Source organism: uncultured Tateyamaria sp. (assembly GCF_947504105.1).
Taxonomy (GTDB): domain Bacteria; phylum Pseudomonadota; class Alphaproteobacteria; order Rhodobacterales; family Rhodobacteraceae; genus Tateyamaria.
On record NZ_CANNGP010000058.1, the window covers coordinates 1 to 16,818 of the forward strand.

Annotated in this window: 18 protein-coding genes and 2 pseudogenes; 14 read left to right on the forward strand and 6 right to left on the reverse strand. The window is 59.0% G+C overall.

Going from position 1 to position 16,818, the window contains the following annotated elements; translation table 11 throughout:
* The first annotated feature begins 217 nt into the window (after positions 1-217).
* Entirely contained in the window at positions 218-706 is a 489-nt protein-coding gene (locus Q1A75_RS21275) for a GNAT family N-acetyltransferase (RefSeq protein ID WP_299555828.1), read from the forward strand.
* Between the two features lie 165 nt (positions 707-871).
* On the opposite strand, the gene groL is transcribed toward Q1A75_RS21275, so the two are convergent.
* Both groL and Q1A75_RS21285 read right to left on the reverse strand, forming a co-directional pair.
* On the reverse strand, positions 872-2,512 hold the full coding sequence (gene groL, locus Q1A75_RS21280) for a chaperonin GroEL (RefSeq protein WP_299555830.1): 1,641 nt from the start codon (positions 2,510-2,512) through the stop codon (positions 872-874).
* Between the two features lie 53 nt (positions 2,513-2,565).
* Positions 2,566-2,853 carry a co-chaperone GroES gene (locus Q1A75_RS21285; protein WP_299555832.1) on the reverse strand — a complete coding sequence of 96 codons (288 nt, stop codon included), beginning with the start codon at positions 2,851-2,853 and terminating at the stop codon, positions 2,566-2,568.
* A 242-nt stretch (positions 2,854-3,095) separates the two neighbouring features.
* On the opposite strand from Q1A75_RS21285, the gene Q1A75_RS21290 reads away from it, so the two are divergent.
* The 3 genes from Q1A75_RS21290 to Q1A75_RS21300 all read left to right on the forward strand — a co-directional run bounded on the left by Q1A75_RS21290 (position 3,096) and on the right by Q1A75_RS21300 (position 5,054).
* Positions 3,096-4,064 (forward strand): TraB/GumN family protein, encoded by a 969-nt coding sequence (locus Q1A75_RS21290; protein ID WP_299641123.1) that lies wholly within the window; start codon positions 3,096-3,098, stop codon positions 4,062-4,064.
* Positions 4,065-4,210: 146 nt separating this feature from the next.
* Complete coding sequence (locus Q1A75_RS21295; RefSeq protein WP_299555837.1) at positions 4,211-4,492, forward strand: PepSY domain-containing protein; 282 nt, start codon at positions 4,211-4,213, stop codon at positions 4,490-4,492.
* Positions 4,493-4,553: 61 nt separating this feature from the next.
* Positions 4,554-5,054: a hypothetical protein gene (locus Q1A75_RS21300; RefSeq protein WP_299555839.1), complete on the forward strand. Its 501-nt coding sequence runs from the start codon at positions 4,554-4,556 to the stop codon at positions 5,052-5,054.
* A gap of 22 nt (positions 5,055-5,076) precedes the next feature.
* On the opposite strand, the gene Q1A75_RS21305 is transcribed toward Q1A75_RS21300, so the two are convergent.
* The gene (locus Q1A75_RS21305; protein WP_299555841.1) at positions 5,077-5,751 is read right to left on the reverse strand and encodes a DUF2161 domain-containing phosphodiesterase; all 675 of its coding nucleotides are present in this window, start codon (positions 5,749-5,751) and stop codon (positions 5,077-5,079) included.
* Between the two features lie 537 nt (positions 5,752-6,288).
* On the opposite strand from Q1A75_RS21305, the gene Q1A75_RS21310 reads away from it, so the two are divergent.
* The 6 genes from Q1A75_RS21310 to Q1A75_RS21335 all read left to right on the forward strand — a co-directional run bounded on the left by Q1A75_RS21310 (position 6,289) and on the right by Q1A75_RS21335 (position 11,168).
* Positions 6,289-7,209, forward strand: coding sequence for a manganese-dependent inorganic pyrophosphatase (locus Q1A75_RS21310; RefSeq protein ID WP_299555843.1), 921 nt, complete (start codon positions 6,289-6,291; stop codon positions 7,207-7,209).
* Between the two features lie 108 nt (positions 7,210-7,317).
* The gene (locus tag Q1A75_RS21315; protein WP_299555845.1) at positions 7,318-8,181 is read left to right on the forward strand and encodes a crotonase/enoyl-CoA hydratase family protein; all 864 of its coding nucleotides are present in this window, start codon (positions 7,318-7,320) and stop codon (positions 8,179-8,181) included.
* Positions 8,182-8,243: 62 nt separating this feature from the next.
* Positions 8,244-9,116 (forward strand): TIGR01459 family HAD-type hydrolase, encoded by an 873-nt coding sequence (locus Q1A75_RS21320; RefSeq protein ID WP_299555847.1) that lies wholly within the window; start codon positions 8,244-8,246, stop codon positions 9,114-9,116.
* Between the two features lie 89 nt (positions 9,117-9,205).
* Positions 9,206-9,649, forward strand: coding sequence for a MaoC family dehydratase (locus Q1A75_RS21325; RefSeq protein WP_299555849.1), 444 nt, complete (start codon positions 9,206-9,208; stop codon positions 9,647-9,649).
* Between the two features lie 119 nt (positions 9,650-9,768).
* A complete protein-coding gene (locus Q1A75_RS21330; protein ID WP_299555851.1) occupies positions 9,769-10,701 on the forward strand; it encodes a bifunctional riboflavin kinase/FAD synthetase in 933 nt (310 codons plus the stop codon).
* A complete protein-coding gene (locus tag Q1A75_RS21335) occupies positions 10,698-11,168 on the forward strand; it encodes a YcgN family cysteine cluster protein (protein WP_299555853.1) in 471 nt (156 codons plus the stop codon). Before Q1A75_RS21330 ends, Q1A75_RS21335 begins: the two co-directional genes overlap by 4 nt.
* Before the next feature lie 238 nt (positions 11,169-11,406).
* Here Q1A75_RS21335 and Q1A75_RS21340 read toward each other — a convergent pair whose 3' ends face one another.
* Positions 11,407-12,204 (reverse strand): alpha/beta hydrolase, encoded by a 798-nt coding sequence (locus Q1A75_RS21340; RefSeq protein WP_299555855.1) that lies wholly within the window; start codon positions 12,202-12,204, stop codon positions 11,407-11,409.
* On the reverse strand, positions 12,201-12,800 hold the full coding sequence (locus Q1A75_RS21345; RefSeq protein ID WP_299555857.1) for a 2-hydroxychromene-2-carboxylate isomerase: 600 nt from the start codon (positions 12,798-12,800) through the stop codon (positions 12,201-12,203). Before Q1A75_RS21345 ends, Q1A75_RS21340 begins: the two co-directional genes overlap by 4 nt.
* 105 nt (positions 12,801-12,905) lie before the next feature.
* Here Q1A75_RS21345 and Q1A75_RS21350 point away from each other — a divergent pair, with 105 nt between their 5' ends.
* Complete coding sequence (locus Q1A75_RS21350; protein ID WP_299555859.1) at positions 12,906-13,925, forward strand: ribose-phosphate pyrophosphokinase; 1,020 nt, start codon at positions 12,906-12,908, stop codon at positions 13,923-13,925.
* Here Q1A75_RS21350 and Q1A75_RS21355 read toward each other — a convergent pair whose 3' ends face one another.
* Positions 13,926-14,459 carry a hypothetical protein gene (locus Q1A75_RS21355; RefSeq protein ID WP_299555861.1) on the reverse strand — a complete coding sequence of 178 codons (534 nt, stop codon included), beginning with the start codon at positions 14,457-14,459 and terminating at the stop codon, positions 13,926-13,928. It abuts the gene before it with no gap.
* A gap of 141 nt (positions 14,460-14,600) precedes the next feature.
* Between Q1A75_RS21355 and Q1A75_RS21360 the strand changes: the two are divergent.
* From Q1A75_RS21360 to Q1A75_RS21370, 3 genes and pseudogenes are all read left to right on the forward strand, one after another.
* Positions 14,601-15,416 (forward strand): annotated as a pseudogene (locus tag Q1A75_RS21360) (ABC transporter substrate-binding protein).
* Positions 15,413-16,222, forward strand: coding sequence for an amino acid ABC transporter permease (locus Q1A75_RS21365; RefSeq protein ID WP_299555863.1), 810 nt, complete (start codon positions 15,413-15,415; stop codon positions 16,220-16,222). The pseudogene Q1A75_RS21360 and the gene Q1A75_RS21365 overlap by 4 nt, the downstream one beginning before the upstream one ends.
* Positions 16,209-16,742, forward strand: a pseudogene (locus Q1A75_RS21370) (ATP-binding cassette domain-containing protein); the annotation flags it as partial. The gene Q1A75_RS21365 and the pseudogene Q1A75_RS21370, both read left to right, overlap by 14 nt.
* Positions 16,743-16,818: the final 76 nt, after the last annotated feature.

Sequence of the window (16,818 nt, forward strand, 5' to 3'; positions counted from 1 at the left end):
GAGAATAGCAGCCTAAATGAACCCCTGATCCATCTTAAACCGGCTGCAAATTGGTCGAAAATCTAGGACCACCTCTATCTGAGCCAATTTGACGAACGGGCACTTTGTCGGTGACGCGGCCCCTGGAAGCTATTCAAGGTCGATAGGCTCAATCGATAGCGTCAAGTAACTGATTTGAAACCGACTCTGTCAGCAATCTATATGCTAGTCTCACAAGATGATCTCGACCAGACAATACACATTTCGCAAGGCGACCTTTGATGATCTCGAGTTGCTGAAGGCATGGCAATCGAACCCGCATGTCAGTGAATGGTGGGGGGCAGGTGAACCTTATGATAAAGCGGATTTGGCAGATCCTCGGGTTGCACGGTGGATCGTTTCGCACGCCGAACGCCCCTTTGCGTTCATGCAGGACTACACAGTTCACGGGTGGGACAATCATCATTTCGCCCATCTTCCAATAGGGTCACGGGGGATTGATCAGTACATCGGAGACCTTGAAATGGTTGGTGTCGGGCATGGGTCCGCATTCATCAGCAGAAGAATGCAAGATCTCTTTGACGAGGGGGCACCAATAATCGCAACTGATCCACATCCCGACAACGAACGCGCGATAGCCGCCTACAAGAAGCTCGGTTTCAAACCCTCCGGATCACCTAAAGAAACTCAATGGGGGTTAGTCATTCCAATGCTTGCGAAGAGATAAACGACGCGAACTCAACAGCTGCTAAACCCGCGCGCACCGACATCCTTGAAAGAAAAGGCCGCCCTGTCAGGCGGCCTTTTCAATTTCAGCTGTGTAGGCTTTGGCGGCCATTCTGTGAACAGCAACCATTTCCCCATCACGACATCTGCAGAGCAGACGCAGTGATTACATCATGCCGCCCATGCCGCCCATGTCGGGCATTGCGGGCGCGCCACCGGCACCGTCCTTGGCGGGCTTGTCGGCCACCATGGCTTCGGTCGTGATCAGCAGCGATGCAACAGACGCGGCGTCTTGCAGAGCTGTGCGGACCACTTTGGCGGGGTCGATCACACCGAAGGCGAACATGTCACCATATTCTTCGGTCTGGGCATTGAAACCAAAGCTCAGGTCGCTGCTTTCGCGGATCTTGCCAGCCACAACAGCGCCATCGACACCAGCGTTTTCGGCAATCTGACGCAGAGGCGATTCGATGGCCTTGCGTACGATGTTGATACCGACATTCTGGTCGTTGTTGACGCCTTCCAGTCCGTCGAGTGCTTTCGACGCTTGCACCAGGGCAACACCACCACCAACGACAACACCTTCCTGCACAGCAGCACGTGTTGCGTTCAGGGCGTCGTCAACACGGTCCTTACGCTCTTTCACTTCAACCTCGGTCATGCCGCCGACACGGATCACGGCAACACCACCAGCCAGTTTGGCCACGCGCTCTTGCAGTTTCTCACGGTCGTAGTCGGATGTGGTTTCTTCGATCTGGCCGCGGATCTGGGCAACGCGTGCTTCGATCTCGGCTTTCTCGCCAGCGCCGTCGATGACAGTGGTCTCGTCCTTGGTGATCTGAACGCGCTTGGCGGTGCCCAGCATGTCCATGGTCACGTTCTCGAGCTTCATGCCGAGGTCTTCCGAGATCACCTGGCCGCCTGTCAGGATCGCGATGTCCTGCAACATGGCCTTACGGCGGTCACCAAAGCCAGGGGCTTTGACAGCTGCGATTTTCAGGCCGCCACGCAGTTTGTTGACCACGAGGGTTGCCAGCGCTTCGCCTTCGACGTCTTCCGCGATGATCATCAGAGGCTTTTGCGACTGAATAACCGACTCGAGCAGCGGAACCATGGGCTGCAGTGACGAGAGTTTCTTCTCGTGCAGCAGGATCATGCAGTCTTCCAGCTCGGTTGTCATCTTGTCAGCGTTGGTCACGAAGTAAGGCGACAGGTAGCCGCGGTCGAACTGCATGCCTTCAACAACATCGGTCTCTGTTTCCAGGCCTTTGTTTTCCTCGACGGTGATTACACCCTCGTTGCCGACTTTCTGCATCGCATCCGCGATTTGCTGGCCGATTTCGGCTTCGCCGTTGGCGGAGATGGTACCGACCTGCGCCACTTCGGCGCTGTCGTTCACTTCGCGCGAGGCTGCTTTGATCGCTTCGACCACTTTGGACGTTGCCAGATCGATGCCGCGCTTGAGGTCCATCGGGTTCATGCCAGCGGCAACCGATTTCAGGCCTTCCTTGACGATGGCCTGGGCCAGCACGGTTGCGGTTGTCGTACCGTCACCTGCTTCGTCGTTGGTGCGCTGGGCCACTTCTTTGACCATTTGCGCGCCCATGTTTTCGAACTTGTCTTCCAGTTCGATTTCCTTGGCGACCGATACACCATCCTTGGTGATACGGGGCGCGCCGAAGGATTTGTCCAGCACCACGTTACGGCCTTTGGGACCCAGGGTGACTTTGACAGCGTCGGCGAGGATGTTCACACCGCTGAGCATGCGGTTGCGGGCGTCCGTGTCGAATTTGACGTCCTTAGCCATGTATTATCTCCTTTGAGAATGTCGGTATGAGGATCAGAGAAACGCGGGCGCGCTTACTCGATGATCCCCAAGATGTCGGATTCTTTCATCATCAGCAGCTCTTCGCCGTCGATGGTGACCTCGGTGCCGGACCATTTGCCGAACAGCACCTTGTCGCCGGCTTTCACACCCATCTCGATCAGCTCACCGCTGTCTTTGCGAGTGCCGGGGCCTGCAGCCACGATTTCACCTTCGCTGGGTTTTTCCTTGGCGCTGTCAGGGATGATCAGCCCACCAGAGGTTTTCTCTTCGCTTTCCGTGCGGCGTACAAGCACGCGGTCATGAAGCGGTTTCAATGCCATCTTTGCAGCTCCTTGAGGCTCAAAGTTACTCTTTTGGCCCCCGGGATCGGGAACCGTTAGCACTCATCATCTTCGAGTGATAACGTTGCGTACCTAAGGAAGCCCCAAGCCTGAGTCAACCGCTGCCGTCGCCATATTTTTGCGAAGGTTTTTTGACACCATGTTGGCAACGCCATTCCGCTGACCTAGCGTTGGGCACAGGGTTGGGAAAAGGGAAACGCGCAATGCTCCGACAGCTTCTCATGGCAATATTATTGCTTATGCCAATTGCTGCGCATGCAGCGTGCACCGGCACCGATCTGCGCCTTGGCCTTGGCGTTGAAGCACGTGACGAGATTGTAAGGATTTCCAGCACCCTGCCCTTTGCCGAAGGGAACCATTGGCGTGCGACGCGCGGCGATCAGACGATCACCATCGTGGGCACAATGCATATTTTCGACGCGCGCATGGAACCAGTTGTGGAGCGGCTTGCCCCCATACTTGAAAGCGCAGACCTGTTGATGGTCGAGATCACGCCGAAGGAAGAGGCGGCGCTGCTTGACGCAATTACAACTGACCCGACCATTGCGTTTCTCACCGATGGACCAAGCCTGATCGACCGTGTTTCGCCTGACACGTGGTCGGTCCTGTCGCAGGCGGCGCAAGCCCGCGGCGTGCCCCCTTTCATGGCCGCCAAATACCAGCCATGGTTTCTGTCTCTGACCTTGAGCATCGCCCCCTGTGCCATGACCGACCTGCATGCGGGCAAGGTTGGATTGGACAAGATGATCATGACAACCGCAGCCGCGGCAGACGTGCCCATCGTCGAATTGGAGACCCACCGGGATCTGATCGACTTGCTCGCCTCTGACCCGATTGAAGAACAGGTGCGGTTTCTGCCGCTGGTCGCGCAGATGGAAGCGTTTACAGATGATGTGACAGCAACGACCGTCGCATCCTATTTCGATGAGCAGCATGCGGGACTTCTTGCGTTTTCACGTGTGTTCACACGCAGCCAGATCGACATCCCGGCGGACGCGTTCGATGTCATATTTGATGACATGATAGACGCATTGCTGGTTAAGCGGAACCTTGCATGGATGGACAGGATCGATGCGCGCAAAGAGCGGGATATCGTCATCGCCGTGGGCGCAGCGCATTTGTCTGGTGAGACGGGGTTGTTGCAACAACTGGAACTGCGCGGTTTCGATTTGGAGCGGCGGCCCTTTTGACACTTTCGCAACTGTCTATGCATCATAAACCTTCGGCATATGCACCGTGGTTTCGGTCGAAAGTCCAATTCTGAACCGAGCTGCAAGACCTCAGGTCATCCCCAGCCGCACGATACGCGGCACGTAAATCAAAACTGGAGATGACCATGACCAATCTGACCAAACCCGCCATTCTGGCCGCCCTAATCGTACCCGGTATTGCGATTGCAGGTGCAGATGTGGGCCAAACCCTTGGCACATCAGAGGCGGACGTGCGCAGTGCGTTGACCGCGATGGGTTATGTTGTGCAAGAGATTGAAATCGAGGGTGAAGAGATCGAAGCCGAGGTGACCCTTGAGGGGGTGGCATATGAGATCGAGGTGGCGATAGATACTGGCCTTGTGACCGAAATCGAGCTTGAGGATGACGAGGACGACAACGACAGCTAATCTGAACTCATGACGCTGCCCGGGGTCGGTACTCCGGGCAGATTTTTTATGGACGACGCCTATGCCGACACGCCGCACAACCCTGTGGACCCTCTTTTCGCTGCAAGCGTTGTGCTGCGCGTATTTTCTTTTCGATATCTTCTTTGATCTTTTCTTGCCGGGTCAAAACAATCCGGTGGTGGAAAGTGATCTGATCGAGGCGCTAGTGACAGTTGCGCTGTTTTTCGGCCTCGCCTTCTCTGCATCTGAGCTGCGCCGAATGATGCGGCGCGAGGATCAGATAACGGATCAGTTAAAGGTGGCCTCGGGCGCGTTTGCCGATCTGCTTGAAACGCGGTTTGAAGAGTGGAAATTGACCGAAGCCGAACGCGCAGTGGCAGTTCTGGCGCTCAAAGGGTTTTCCGTGTCCGAGATGGCAAAACTGCGTGAAACTGCGCAAGGCACGGTGAAAGCACAATGTGCGGCGCTCTATCGCAAAGCGGACGTGTCGGGGCGGTTGCAGCTTCTCAGCCTGTTCCTGGATGACCTGATGGCAGATACTCTGGTCCCCGCCAATAAGTGACCCGTCTCCCAAAGAGAGACAGCTACGCTCCTAACATCTTTCCAGATTGGCCCACGGCGTCTGCACCCTTGGGAGTCAGGCCGTAGACGCCCTTTTCCACCTTTTCGAACCAACCATAGTGATCATCACGCATCATCGTGGTGGCCCGGGCCACCCCTGTCTCGCGTGCGACATCAGAACCCTTGCTGGCACCGACCTCGTACAGAAACAGCGCGAGCTTCAGCGCGTCCTGACGGTAGGCCGTAATCAGACCGACGCGTGTCTGGCCACCATCGTTGGGATCGCCCTGCCGGGCGGCGAATTCCTTGAGCAGTTGCCCTTGTCGCCTGGTGCTTTTGCGCGGCGCGTATGGCCCCGGGTCGCAATGAACCTGCACCAGGCCATCAGACAGGCGTACCGTCAGCAACCCGATCCCGAGACGGCGACACAGGCGCGTCATCTCTTTTGTTGCTTTCAGAAACCGCTTTCCCTTGCCACGTTCGACAGCCATGTAAACGTCATCGCTGACACCAAGCCGGGCTACGCATTGGTGCACAAGCGCCAATGAGAACCCAAGCTTCAATTCAACGATCACCGGAGGCTCACCGCCCCGCACCGCAACGACATCGGCGGCACCGACCTCGGACTTCACCACATATCCCTGCCCTTCGAGAAAGGTTTTGACGGGTGGGTAGAGGTCGGTTTCGCGGGTTGTCACGTGTGTTTCCGGGCAGTTGGCCCGTGCGAGGTAACCCCACGCACGGGACCGTTGGCAAGCCCTATCGTCCGCCGGTGCGCCCGGGAAAGCGCGGCGGGCGCCCGCCGCGCACCTGCGTGTGCAGGACGTGGTCAGGCCTGCGGTTGACGCTTGGCCGTTGCGCAACGGGTTTGCGGGGCTGTGATGTCGTGCGGGTGTCGCCCGGTTTCAGGGCTCTTTTCTTGGATATGGGCATGGGGTGCCCCTTCTGTCTGAATTGGATGGGACTGCACATACGTGCAGAACGATCCCCGCGAATGCGGGTCAGGCAGGCTTGTCCATTGGAAAACACTCCTCTGAAAAGGTGCGCATGTCATGCGCGGAACAGGTGGGCGGTTAGGCCAGCTTGTTCATTTTCAGAGCACTCCTTGGTTTGCGTTTCGCAATCATACAACAAATCGTCAGGCGCGACAATTGCACTCTGACCGGCCCCCGTGACACGCAGGCCAAGCTTGCTATAAGGGCGCCAAATTCTCTTCTCCCAAAGGAATCCCCATTATGACAACGCTCGTTTTTGGCCACAAATCGCCTGATACGGACTCCACCGGTTCGCCCATCATCTGGGCGTGGTACCTGAATGAGATCAAGGGTGTGCAGGCCGAGCCTGTGCTGCTGGGTGAGCCCAACACGGAAGCCGCCTTTGTTCTCGAGAAATGGGACTTGCCCAAGCCGCGCATCATCAGGGGCGTGGACGCGGACCAGCCGGTTGTGATCGTGGACACCAACAACCCGGCCGAGCTGCCCGACGCCATCAACGATGCCGACATCACCGCCATCATCGACCACCACAAGCTGGTCGGCGGTCTGGAAACCAAAGGCCCCATCGATATCCGCATCGAGCCGCTGGCCTGCACCGCTACCATCATGTGGAAGATGATCGGCAAGGACATGGCGCAAATGCCCACCGGCGTCAAAGGCGCGATGCTGTCCTGCATCCTGTCAGACACGCTGGAATTCCGCTCGCCCACCACCACGCAGGAAGACAAGGCGATTGCCCATGATCTGGCAAAGGATCTGGGTGTGGACCTGTCGGCCTATGCGTCCGAGATGTTTGAGGCGAAATCGGACGTGTCCGCGTTTTCGGATGCCGAGCTGCTGCGCATGGACAGCAAGGAGTATGCCGTGGATGGCACACAGTTCCGTGTGTCGGTTCTGGAAACGACCGCGCCCAAGCTGGTTTTGGACCGCAAGGACAGCCTGATGGCGTCGATGGTCGATGTGGCGAAGGAGGACGGCGCGGACGAAGTGCTGTTGTTCGTGGTCGACATCCTGAACGAGGAAGCCACCATGCTGATCCCGAATGACCGGGTGAAGAGTGTTGCCGAGAAAAGCTTTGACGCCACTGTGTCAGGTGACACCGTCGTGCTGCCCGGCATCATGAGCCGGAAAAAGCAGATCATCCCGAACCTCAAAGTCTGAGGTTGCGTGGCGGAGGACACCTCCGCCTTACAGATGGAAGAAGCGCGAGGCAGGCGGACCAGTGGTCCGCCTTACTTTTTTGTGCCACCGTTGCTGCGGGAGGACATCATGCGCACCATCAAGACCGAAAAAGACGGCCGGATCGGCCGCATCATCCTGAACCGCCCCGAAGTGATGAATGCCATCGACGACGATCTGCCGCGCGAATTGCAGGCCGCGGTCGAAGCGTTTGATGCGGACAGGGACGTGCATGTGATGGTGCTGTCCGGAGCGGGTCGTGCCTTTTGCGCCGGCTATGACCTCGCGCACTATGCGCAGGACCCTGACAATCAGATCACCCAAGACATGCCGTGGGACCCGATGCAGGACTATCAATTCATGTGGGCCAATACGCAGTGCTTCATGTCGCTGTTCCGAGCCATGAAGCCCGTCATCGCGAAAGTGCACGGGTTTGCCGTCGCGGGCGGATCGGATATCGCCCTGTGTTGCGACATGGTGGTGATGGAGGATGAGGCCCAGATTGGGTACATGCCCGCCCGTGTTTGGGGCTGTCCGACAACGGCCATGTGGGTGTATCGGCTGGGACCAGAACGCGCCAAACGGATGCTGCTGACCGGCGACAAGATCACAGGGACAGAAGCGGCTGAGATGGGGTTAGTCCTGAAAGCTGTGCCTGCGGACGAATTGAATACCGAAGTAGAGGCACTGGCCGCGCGCATGGCATCGGTGCCAATCAATCAACTGGCCATGAACAAGATGGTGATCAATCAGACGCTCGAAGCCACGATCAACCAGACCCAGCGTCTCGCTACCGTATTTGACGGGGTCACCCGCCATTCCCCCGAGGGGTTGAATTTCGAGGCCCGGTCCGAGGCCGTGGGCTGGAAACAAGCGGTGAAAGAGCGCGACGAGGGTCTGTATGACTGGACGCGGGACCACCCGTTGAACGCCCCGGATCGTCGCGCCGACTAGGCCCTTTCGCCCCTGCCCCGGCTGTGGCACACCCCGATTGACCAATTCATACCGGAGGCGTCATGGCCCAGATCATCACTTCCCTATCCGAGATCTCGGATCGCTATGACGCGTTGTTCGTCGATCTTTGGGGCTGTGTGCACAACGGCGTGCATGCCTTGCCCGAGGCCGTGGCCGCGTTACAAGCGTATCGGGCCAAGGGCGGCAAGGTGGTGCTGGTGACCAACTCACCCCGTCCCCGCGCAGGTGTGACAAAACAGTTGGTACATTTCGGTGTGCCGGATGATGCCTGGGACACGATCGCCACATCCGGCGACAGTGCTCGGGCGGCGATGTTCCGAGGGATCGTTGGGTCCAAGGTGCATTTCATCGGGCAGCCGGGCGAGGAGAAATTCTTTGAACCCATTGGTGTCATCAAGGACCCGGTGAAGATCGACATGGTGCCGTTGGCCAAGGCCGAGGGGATTGTGTGTACCGGTCCGCGTGATCCGATGGCCGACCCGGATGTGATGCGGCCCGAGTTCCTGATGGCCAAGCAGTTGGGACTGAAGCTGCTTTGTGCCAATCCTGATATCGTCGTGGACCGTGGCGAGGTGCGGGAATGGTGCGCGGGCGCATTGGCGAAGCTGTACACAGAGATGGGCGGCGAGAGCCTGTATTTCGGCAAGCCGCATCCGCCGATCTACGATCTGGCGCGCCGGCGGTTGACGGAGCTTGGTGTGGACCTGCCGGACAGCGGCATTCTGGCTATCGGTGACGGTGTGTTGACCGATATCGCGGGTGCGATGGGCGAGGATATCGATTCTCTGTTCATTTCGGGCGGTTTGGCCGCGGCAGAAACCAAAACGTCGCACCAGCCGGATCCAGATGCGCTAAGCTCCTACCTTGAAAAGGAAAAAAGCGCGCCGACCTTTGCGATAGGGCATCTGCGCTGACCTACTTTTAGCTTGCTTTTCTGCACGCGCAAAGTAATTAGATTGCGCACACACCGAACAAACGTTCGGATTATTACCGGAGCAAGCTCATGTTGGACAATATGCCCCGCGGCACGATCTGCATCGAAGACATCGAAATGGGGATGTCCCGCCACCTGCGGAAAGTCGTCACGGATGAAGACATAGAGATGTTTGCGCAGGTCTCGACCGACCGGAACCCGGTACACCTGGATGACGACTATGCCCGTGATACGATCTTTGCGGGGCGTATCGCGCACGGAATGCTGACCGCCGGTCTGATCTCAGCCGTTATTGGTGAACAACTTCCGGGACATGGCACCGTCTATATGGGCCAATCGTTGAAGTTTCTGGCCCCGGTGCGTCCGGGCGACATGGTCTATGCCGAGGTCAAAGTAATCGACATCGACTTTGCCAAGCGCCGCGTGAGGCTGGATTGCCACTGTGCCGTGGACGGCAAGAAGGTGTTGATCGGCGAAGCAACGGTACTCGCACCGTCGCGGAAATTCGACTAAACCTCTCATTTAAAACGGCTTTGGGGGCTCTGCCCCCGGCCTTCGGCCTCCCCCGTGGTATTTTCAGTCAGAAGAAACGGGTCCTTGCCCTTGTTTGAACGCTTGGCTAGGCAAGGGTCATGAAGATCATTCGGGACTACCAGTTTGTTGATGCCGCCGACCGGGGGGCCAGCGTCGCCATCGGCAACTTTGATGGCGTACATGTTGGTCATCGGTCCGTTATTGATCTGGCGCAAACGGCCGCGCCGGACGCGCCATTGGGCGTGTTGACGTTCGAGCCGCATCCCCGTGAGTTTTTTGCGCCGGATGCACCACCCTTCCGCCTGATGAGCCAGGCCGCGCGCGCGAGCCGCTTGGAGAAGATGGGTATCCGCTATCTCTTTGAATTGCCTTTTCATTCCGGGTTGGCAGGGCTGAGCCCGGAAGAGTTCGCGCGGGATGTGATTTGCGACGGGCTGGACCTGTCTCACGTCGTGGTGGGGGCCGATTTCTGTTTTGGCAAGAAGCGTGCGGGCACCGCCGCAGACATGAAGCGTTTTGGGCAGGAGATGGGGTTTGGCGTGACTGTCGCGCCCTTGTTGGAACGCGCCGACAACACCGTATCCTCGACCGCCATCCGTCAAGCCTTGTCCGATGGCAGACCGCAGGATGCAGCGGACATGCTGGGGCACTGGCACCGGATCGAGGGACCGATCATCGGGGGTGAGCAGCGCGGGCGCACGTTGGGGTATCCGACCGCCAACATGTCGATTGATGGGCTGCACCCGCCCGCCTTTGGCGTTTATGCTGTTCTTTTCAACGTGTTGGATGGGCCTCATGCGGGTTCGTATCACGGGGTTGCGTCACTGGGTGTGCGGCCGATGTTTGGGGAAAACCGACCGAACCTTGAGACTTTTGTCTTTGATTTTTCAGGCGATTTGTATGGTGCCCCGGTGTCCGTCGCCTTGGTGGCGCATCTGCGGGGCGAAGTGAAATTTGACAGCGTGGACGCATTGGTTGCGCAGATGGATACCGACAGTGCGCAGGCGCGTGCTATCCTGGCTGACCTATGAGTGATCCGATTGACCGGGACGGTCTAACCCCCCGTTTTTGGGAGAAAAAATCCATTGGCAAGTTGACCCGCAAGGAGTGGGAGGCGCTGTGTGATGGGTGTGGAAAATGCTGTCTGAACAAGCTGGAAGACGAGGATTCCGGTGAGGTGGCGTTGACCCGCGTGGCGTGCCGGTTGCTGGATGACGACACCTGCCGATGTGCCCATTACGAGACGCGGCATCAATTCGTGCCGGATTGCATTGTTCTCAAACCGTCGAATATCGAAGAGCATTTGTATTGGATTCCAAAGACTTGCGCCTATCGCCTCGTTTATGAGGGCAAGCCATTGTTTGATTGGCATCCGTTGATCTCGGGCACCGCGGACACGGTCCATGCGGCGGGTGTGTCGATGCAGGGGCGCACCTTTAGCGAGTTCGACGTGGCGGACGACGATTGGGAAGACCACATCATTGACGAGCCGACCTGAGCGGCGCGCGGTGCGTTAACCGGACGTTCGGGCAACAGAATTGCCGTGTTCAGAAGCCCCGACGGCGGCAAATCGCGATGTTTCGCCCTGAAACTGCACATTTTGCGCCCGCAGAAATCGCCCGAAACCGAGGGCATTTCGCGAAACTGCACATTTTGCCACCCAAACTGCGCATTTCCCCCAACCTCTTGATAAAGCGTTAAGAAAAAGAGTTAAGACGGGGCGTTATGCCGCGGGATCAGACGGCACTCAGGAAGGTGTGCCAGACCTGCGCCACGGTGTCGGGATGCGTGATCGGTCCCATGTGCCCCACCCCGTCGAACACATGTGATGTGACCCGAGGAAGACGTCGTGCAATAGCGTCGTTGACCGGTGCCGCCCAGCGCGACGCGGCACCCCCCATCAGAAGCGCGGGCATGCTCGCCTGTTCGAAACGACCCGGCGCAAGCAGGCCTGCGCTGTCATCGATCAGGAACGGGGCGGAATGGCGAACGAAGTGGATGCGGTCCACCATATAGGCGCGGCTTTGGGCCGGGATGTTGTCCCATGCGGGCCCTTCGGCCCAGGCGCGGTTGAAGGCGCGCGCGGCGGCTTCGGTGTCGCCTGCGTCGATGGCGGCATCGAAATCGGTGGTGTCGCGTTTGTAGTTGGGGCCAAAGTCGGGATCGTCCGCAATGATGGGTGCGAAATAGACGGGTTCATACATCGCTACGCTGCGCACACGCGGCGCATGTTCGATGGCAAGGCGCAGCGCCACGGTCGCGCCAAAGCTGTGGCCGATGATATCGATGGGTTCGGTGCCAATATCGTCCATGACCCTGAGCGCCATGGCGGTGGCCGTGTCGTGCATGACCCCTTGCCCGTCCCAATCGCCAGACTTGCCATGGTTGGGCAGGTCATAGGCGTAGAGCGTCAGGCGGTCGCCCATCGACTGGGCCACGCCGCGCCAGACACCGGAATGTCCAAGCGAGCAGTGGATGGCGAGTGCGGGGCGTGGCCCGGACCCGAAGGTCCGGGCGTGGATATGTGGGATCACAATTTGCCGGAGAGGTGCAGATCAAGATCTTCGAGCTTGTCCTGGCCCCAGAACCGCTGGTCCCCGTCCACGATGTAAAAGGGTGCGCCGAAGACGCCCTTGTCCACCGCCTCTTCGAGGTTGGCCGCGTAGGTTTCGGCCCCACTGAGCAGCCCGCTGTCGGCCAGCGACGGATCAAACCCTGCCTCGGTCAGACAGGCCTTGATCACGTCGTCTTGGGCGATGTCCTTTTCCTCGGCCCAGACGGCGCGAAGGATGGCTTGCACCAGTGTCCCGAGGTCACCGCCGCCCGCATTTTGTGCCGCGATGATAGCGTAGGAGGATGGCGCCGCGTTGGTGGGCCAATGCGCGGGTTTGAGGTTGAACGGCATGTCGTATTTTTTGGCCTGCCGCACCAGTTCCTGTGCACGGTATTCGACCCGGTTGATGTGCCGATCCTTGGGAGGTGTCCCGCCCGTCCGCCCAAACAGGGCGATCACATCGAGCGGTTTGTAGGTCACGGTGGCCCCGTGTTGCTGTGCCAGCGCCTCGAACCGTTTCCCGGCCAGGTAGGTGTAGGGCGACAGCGTTGCAAAATAATAGTCGATATGGGCCATTTTGGTCTCCGATCGTGGGGTCACAGGTTTCGCGGGACGGTAAGCACGTGTTAAGCGGAGTCAACATCACGAATCTGTCACAATCGTGCTGCGCGGGGACACGTCATGCCGAACATCGAAGAGCCCAAGTTGATCTCGGGCAATGCCAATCTGCCATTGGCAAATGCAATTGCGCGGCGCATGTCGCTGCACCGCGGGGTCAACGTTGGGCTGGTGGACGCCCGCGTCGAACGTTTCAACGATGGCGAGATCTTCGTCGAGGTGTTCGAAAACGTGCGGGGCGAGGACATGTTCATCATCCAGCCCACCTCGAACCCGGCCAATGACAACCTGATGGAGCTTTTGATCATGTGTGATGCGCTGCGCCGGTCGTCGGCGGCCCGCATCACCGCCGTAATCCCCTATTTCGGCTATGCCCGTCAGGACCGGCGCACCAAGGCGCGCACGCCGATTTCATCGAAGCTGGTGGCCAACATGCTGGTTGGTGCAGGGATCGAGCGGGTTCTGACCATGGACCTGCACGCCGCGCAGATTCAGGGGTTCTTTGATATTCCGGTGGACAACTTGTACGCCTCGCCCATCTTTGCGCTCGACATCAAGACGCAGTTTGCGGGCCGTATGGACGAGTTGATGATCGTGTCGCCCGACGTGGGTGGTGTGGCGCGGGCACGCGAGCTGGCGAAGCGCTTGAACGCGCCGCTGTCCATCGTCGACAAACGGCGCGAGAAGCCCGGTGAAGTGGCCGAGATGACCGTGATCGGCGATGTGACGGACAAGGTTTGCATCATTGTGGACGACATGTGCGACACCGCCGGGACGCTCTGCAAAGCGGCCGAGGTGCTGATCGAAAATGGCGCGAAAGAGGTCCATTCCTACATCTCGCACGGTGTCATGTCCGGCCCTGCCGTTGAGCGTGTCACCAAGTCTGTGATGAAGTCGCTGGTGATCACCGACAGCATTCAGCCCACGGACGCCGTGAAGAACGCCCCGAACATTCGGATTGTTCCGACGGCCCCGGTCTTTGCCCAGGCCATTCTGAATATCTGGCATGGTACGTCGGTGTCGTCGTTGTTCGAGGCCGAGACGCTGTCGCCCATCTATGATGGGATGTACGCGGCCGAGTGATCAACCCACCAGGTCGAAGTGTTCTGCGATGTGTGCGGCGGCGCTGTTAGGTGACTGATCGTTAGTGTCGACTGTCAGGCAAGTGTCGCGGGGCACGGGCGTAAACGAGTTCTGGTCCAGATATGTTACCAGCCTATCTGGTGTCATGATCTTACCGCGCGCCGCCCGGTCCGCGGTCGCGACGCGTTCTAGCAGAGTTTCGGTGCGGCATGTCAGGTACACCGGCAGGATCTCGGCGCCAGCCGCAGCCATCACCGTTTCGTATTGACCATAGAGCGGGCGATCAACCGGATCAGAATAGGCAGCCGTAGTGATCAGGACCGACATGTCCGCACTGGCCGCGGCGCGCAGGGCAGCCAAACGCACCTCCATCACCAGATCCCAGAAATCCGGGGTGCCGAACTCAAAAAGCACGCGAGCAAAGTCGATGGCAACATGGTTGTCGAATAGCGGCGCGTGGCACAAGCGCCCGAGCGCGACCCCGACCGTCCGTTTGCCCGAGGCCGGTGCGCCGTGGAGAAAAACCAGTTTCATCGGGCCAGTCTATATCCTTGAATCGAGCGCGTGCCTTAAACCTTCGCATACTGGACGCTACGCGCGGGTATCTGCCGCCTGCCCTCTGGACAGCCCTGCCCCCTTGCCCGAGTATCTGCCCAAACAATGGGGAGATTTCGTATGAAAACCGTTTTGACTGCTGCCGTCTTGAGTGTGTTTGCTACGGGTGCCATGGCCGCGGGCCACTGCGCTGCTGGCAAAACCTTGACCGACGGCACGTTGACCATCGCAACCGGCAACCCGGCCTACTACCCTTGGGTTTTGAATGATGCGCCCGAGGCGGGCGAAGGGTTCGAGGCTGCCGTGGCCTATGCCCTGGCCTAAGAGATGGGATTTGGCGCCGATCAGGTCACGTGGGTGCGCACATCCTTTGACGAGGCGATCCAGCCCGGTGCCAAGAATTTCGATCTGAACATGCAGCAATATTCGATCACGGAAGAGCGCGACAAGGTCGTCGATTTCTCGGCCCCCTACTACACCGCGCCACAGGCCGTGATGACCACGGCACCCGTTGTCGAGGGCGGCGCAGAGCCGACGCTGGAAAGCCTCAAGGGTCTGAAATGGGGCGTTGTCGCCTCAACCACCGCGCTGCCCGTGGTGATGGAGCAGATCGCGCCCGATGCCAGCCCGCTGGTCTATGACGACAATGCCAACGTCACCGCCGCCATGAAGGCGGGCCAGATCGATGCGGCCCTGTTTGACTTGCCCACCGCCCTCTTCACCGCTGCCGTCCTGATGGAAAACGGTGTGGTGCTGGGTCAGTTCGATCCGTCAGCCGCTGAGAACCCCGACCAGTTCGGGATGCTGATGCCGGAAGGGTCCGAATTGAAAGCCTGTGTCGATGAGGCGCTGTCCGCGATGACCGAAAGCGGCAAGTTGGGCGAGATCGAGGCGCAGTGGCTGCAGGAAGCCACCGGGGTTCCGCTGATCAAGTGACGAGACGGGCCGCGTATGAGGCGCAACAGAAACGTCGCGCCAATCTGATTGCAGGGGTCAGCACGGCAATTGTGCTGGCCCTTATCGTGTTGCTTGTGCCTTTGGCCCCGGGATGGGAGGCGGTGCGCGCCTCGTTCTTCAATGGCGAGGTGTTTGTGCGGGTCTTTCCCGACCTCCTGCGCGCCTTCGTGCTGGACGTGGCCATTTTCGCGTGGTCGGTGCCGCTGATCTTTGGTCTGGGCCTTGCTATTGCACTGGCGCGGGGGAACACCAACCCGGCCCTGTTTCCGCTGCGCATCTTCGGCGCGGTTTATGTCGACCTGTTTCGTGGCATTCCGGTGGTGCTGCTGGTTTACCTTGTTGGCTTTGGCATCCCCGGTCTGGGCCTCGCCCGTCCCTGGAACTCTCCTTACATCTGGGGCACGGTCGCGCTGGTCCTGACCTATTCGGCCTATATCGCCGAAGTCTTGCGTTCGGGCATTGAGAGCATCCATGCCAGCCAGCGCAACGCCGCCATCTGCCTTGGCCTGAGCGAGCGGGATACGATGCGCTATGTCATCCTGCCCCAAGCCATCCGCCGCGTGGTGCCCGCCAACATGAACATGCTGGTGGCACTGCAAAAGGATGTTGCCCTGCTGTCTTTCATCGGTCCTGTGGAAATCCTGCGGCAGGCGGGCATTTTCAAATCGCTGCTCGCGAACTTCACGCCTTATGTAGCCGCCGCCGTGATCTTTCTGTGCATCACTGTGCCTGCCACGCGTTATGCCGACTACCTGATGAACAGGGACCGCGATGCCCGAACCTAGACTGTCGCTGCGCGGCGTGACCAAGAGCTTTGGCGATGTTCAGGTTCTGAAAGGCATCGATATGGACATCGCGCCCGGCGAGATGGTCTGCCTGATCGGTGCGTCCGGGTCGGGCAAATCCACGCTGCTGCGCTGCATGAACGGGTTGGAGCCTGTGGACGATGGCGAGGTGCGGCTGGATGGTGTGGATATCGCTGAGCCGGGATTTGACCTAGGCTCCATCCGCCAGCGCATCGGGATCGTGTTCCAGAGCTTCAACCTGTTCCCGCACATGACGGCCTATGACAACGTGGCCCTAGCCCCACGTCGCGTGCTGGGCGAGGATGCGCGGGAGCGGATCGAGGCGTTGTTTGCCCGCTTTGGGTTGGCGGATCACATGCGCAAATATCCCGACCAGCTGTCCGGTGGACAGCAACAGCGGGTGGCGGTGATCCGGGCGTTGGCGATGCGGCCGCAGACCATGCTGCTGGACGAGATCACCTCGGCCCTTGATCCGGAACTGGTGGGTGAGGTGCTGGAAGAGGTGGTCCTAGATTTTCGACCAATTTGCAGCCGGTTTAAGATGGATCAGGGGTTCATTTAGGCTGCTATTCTCA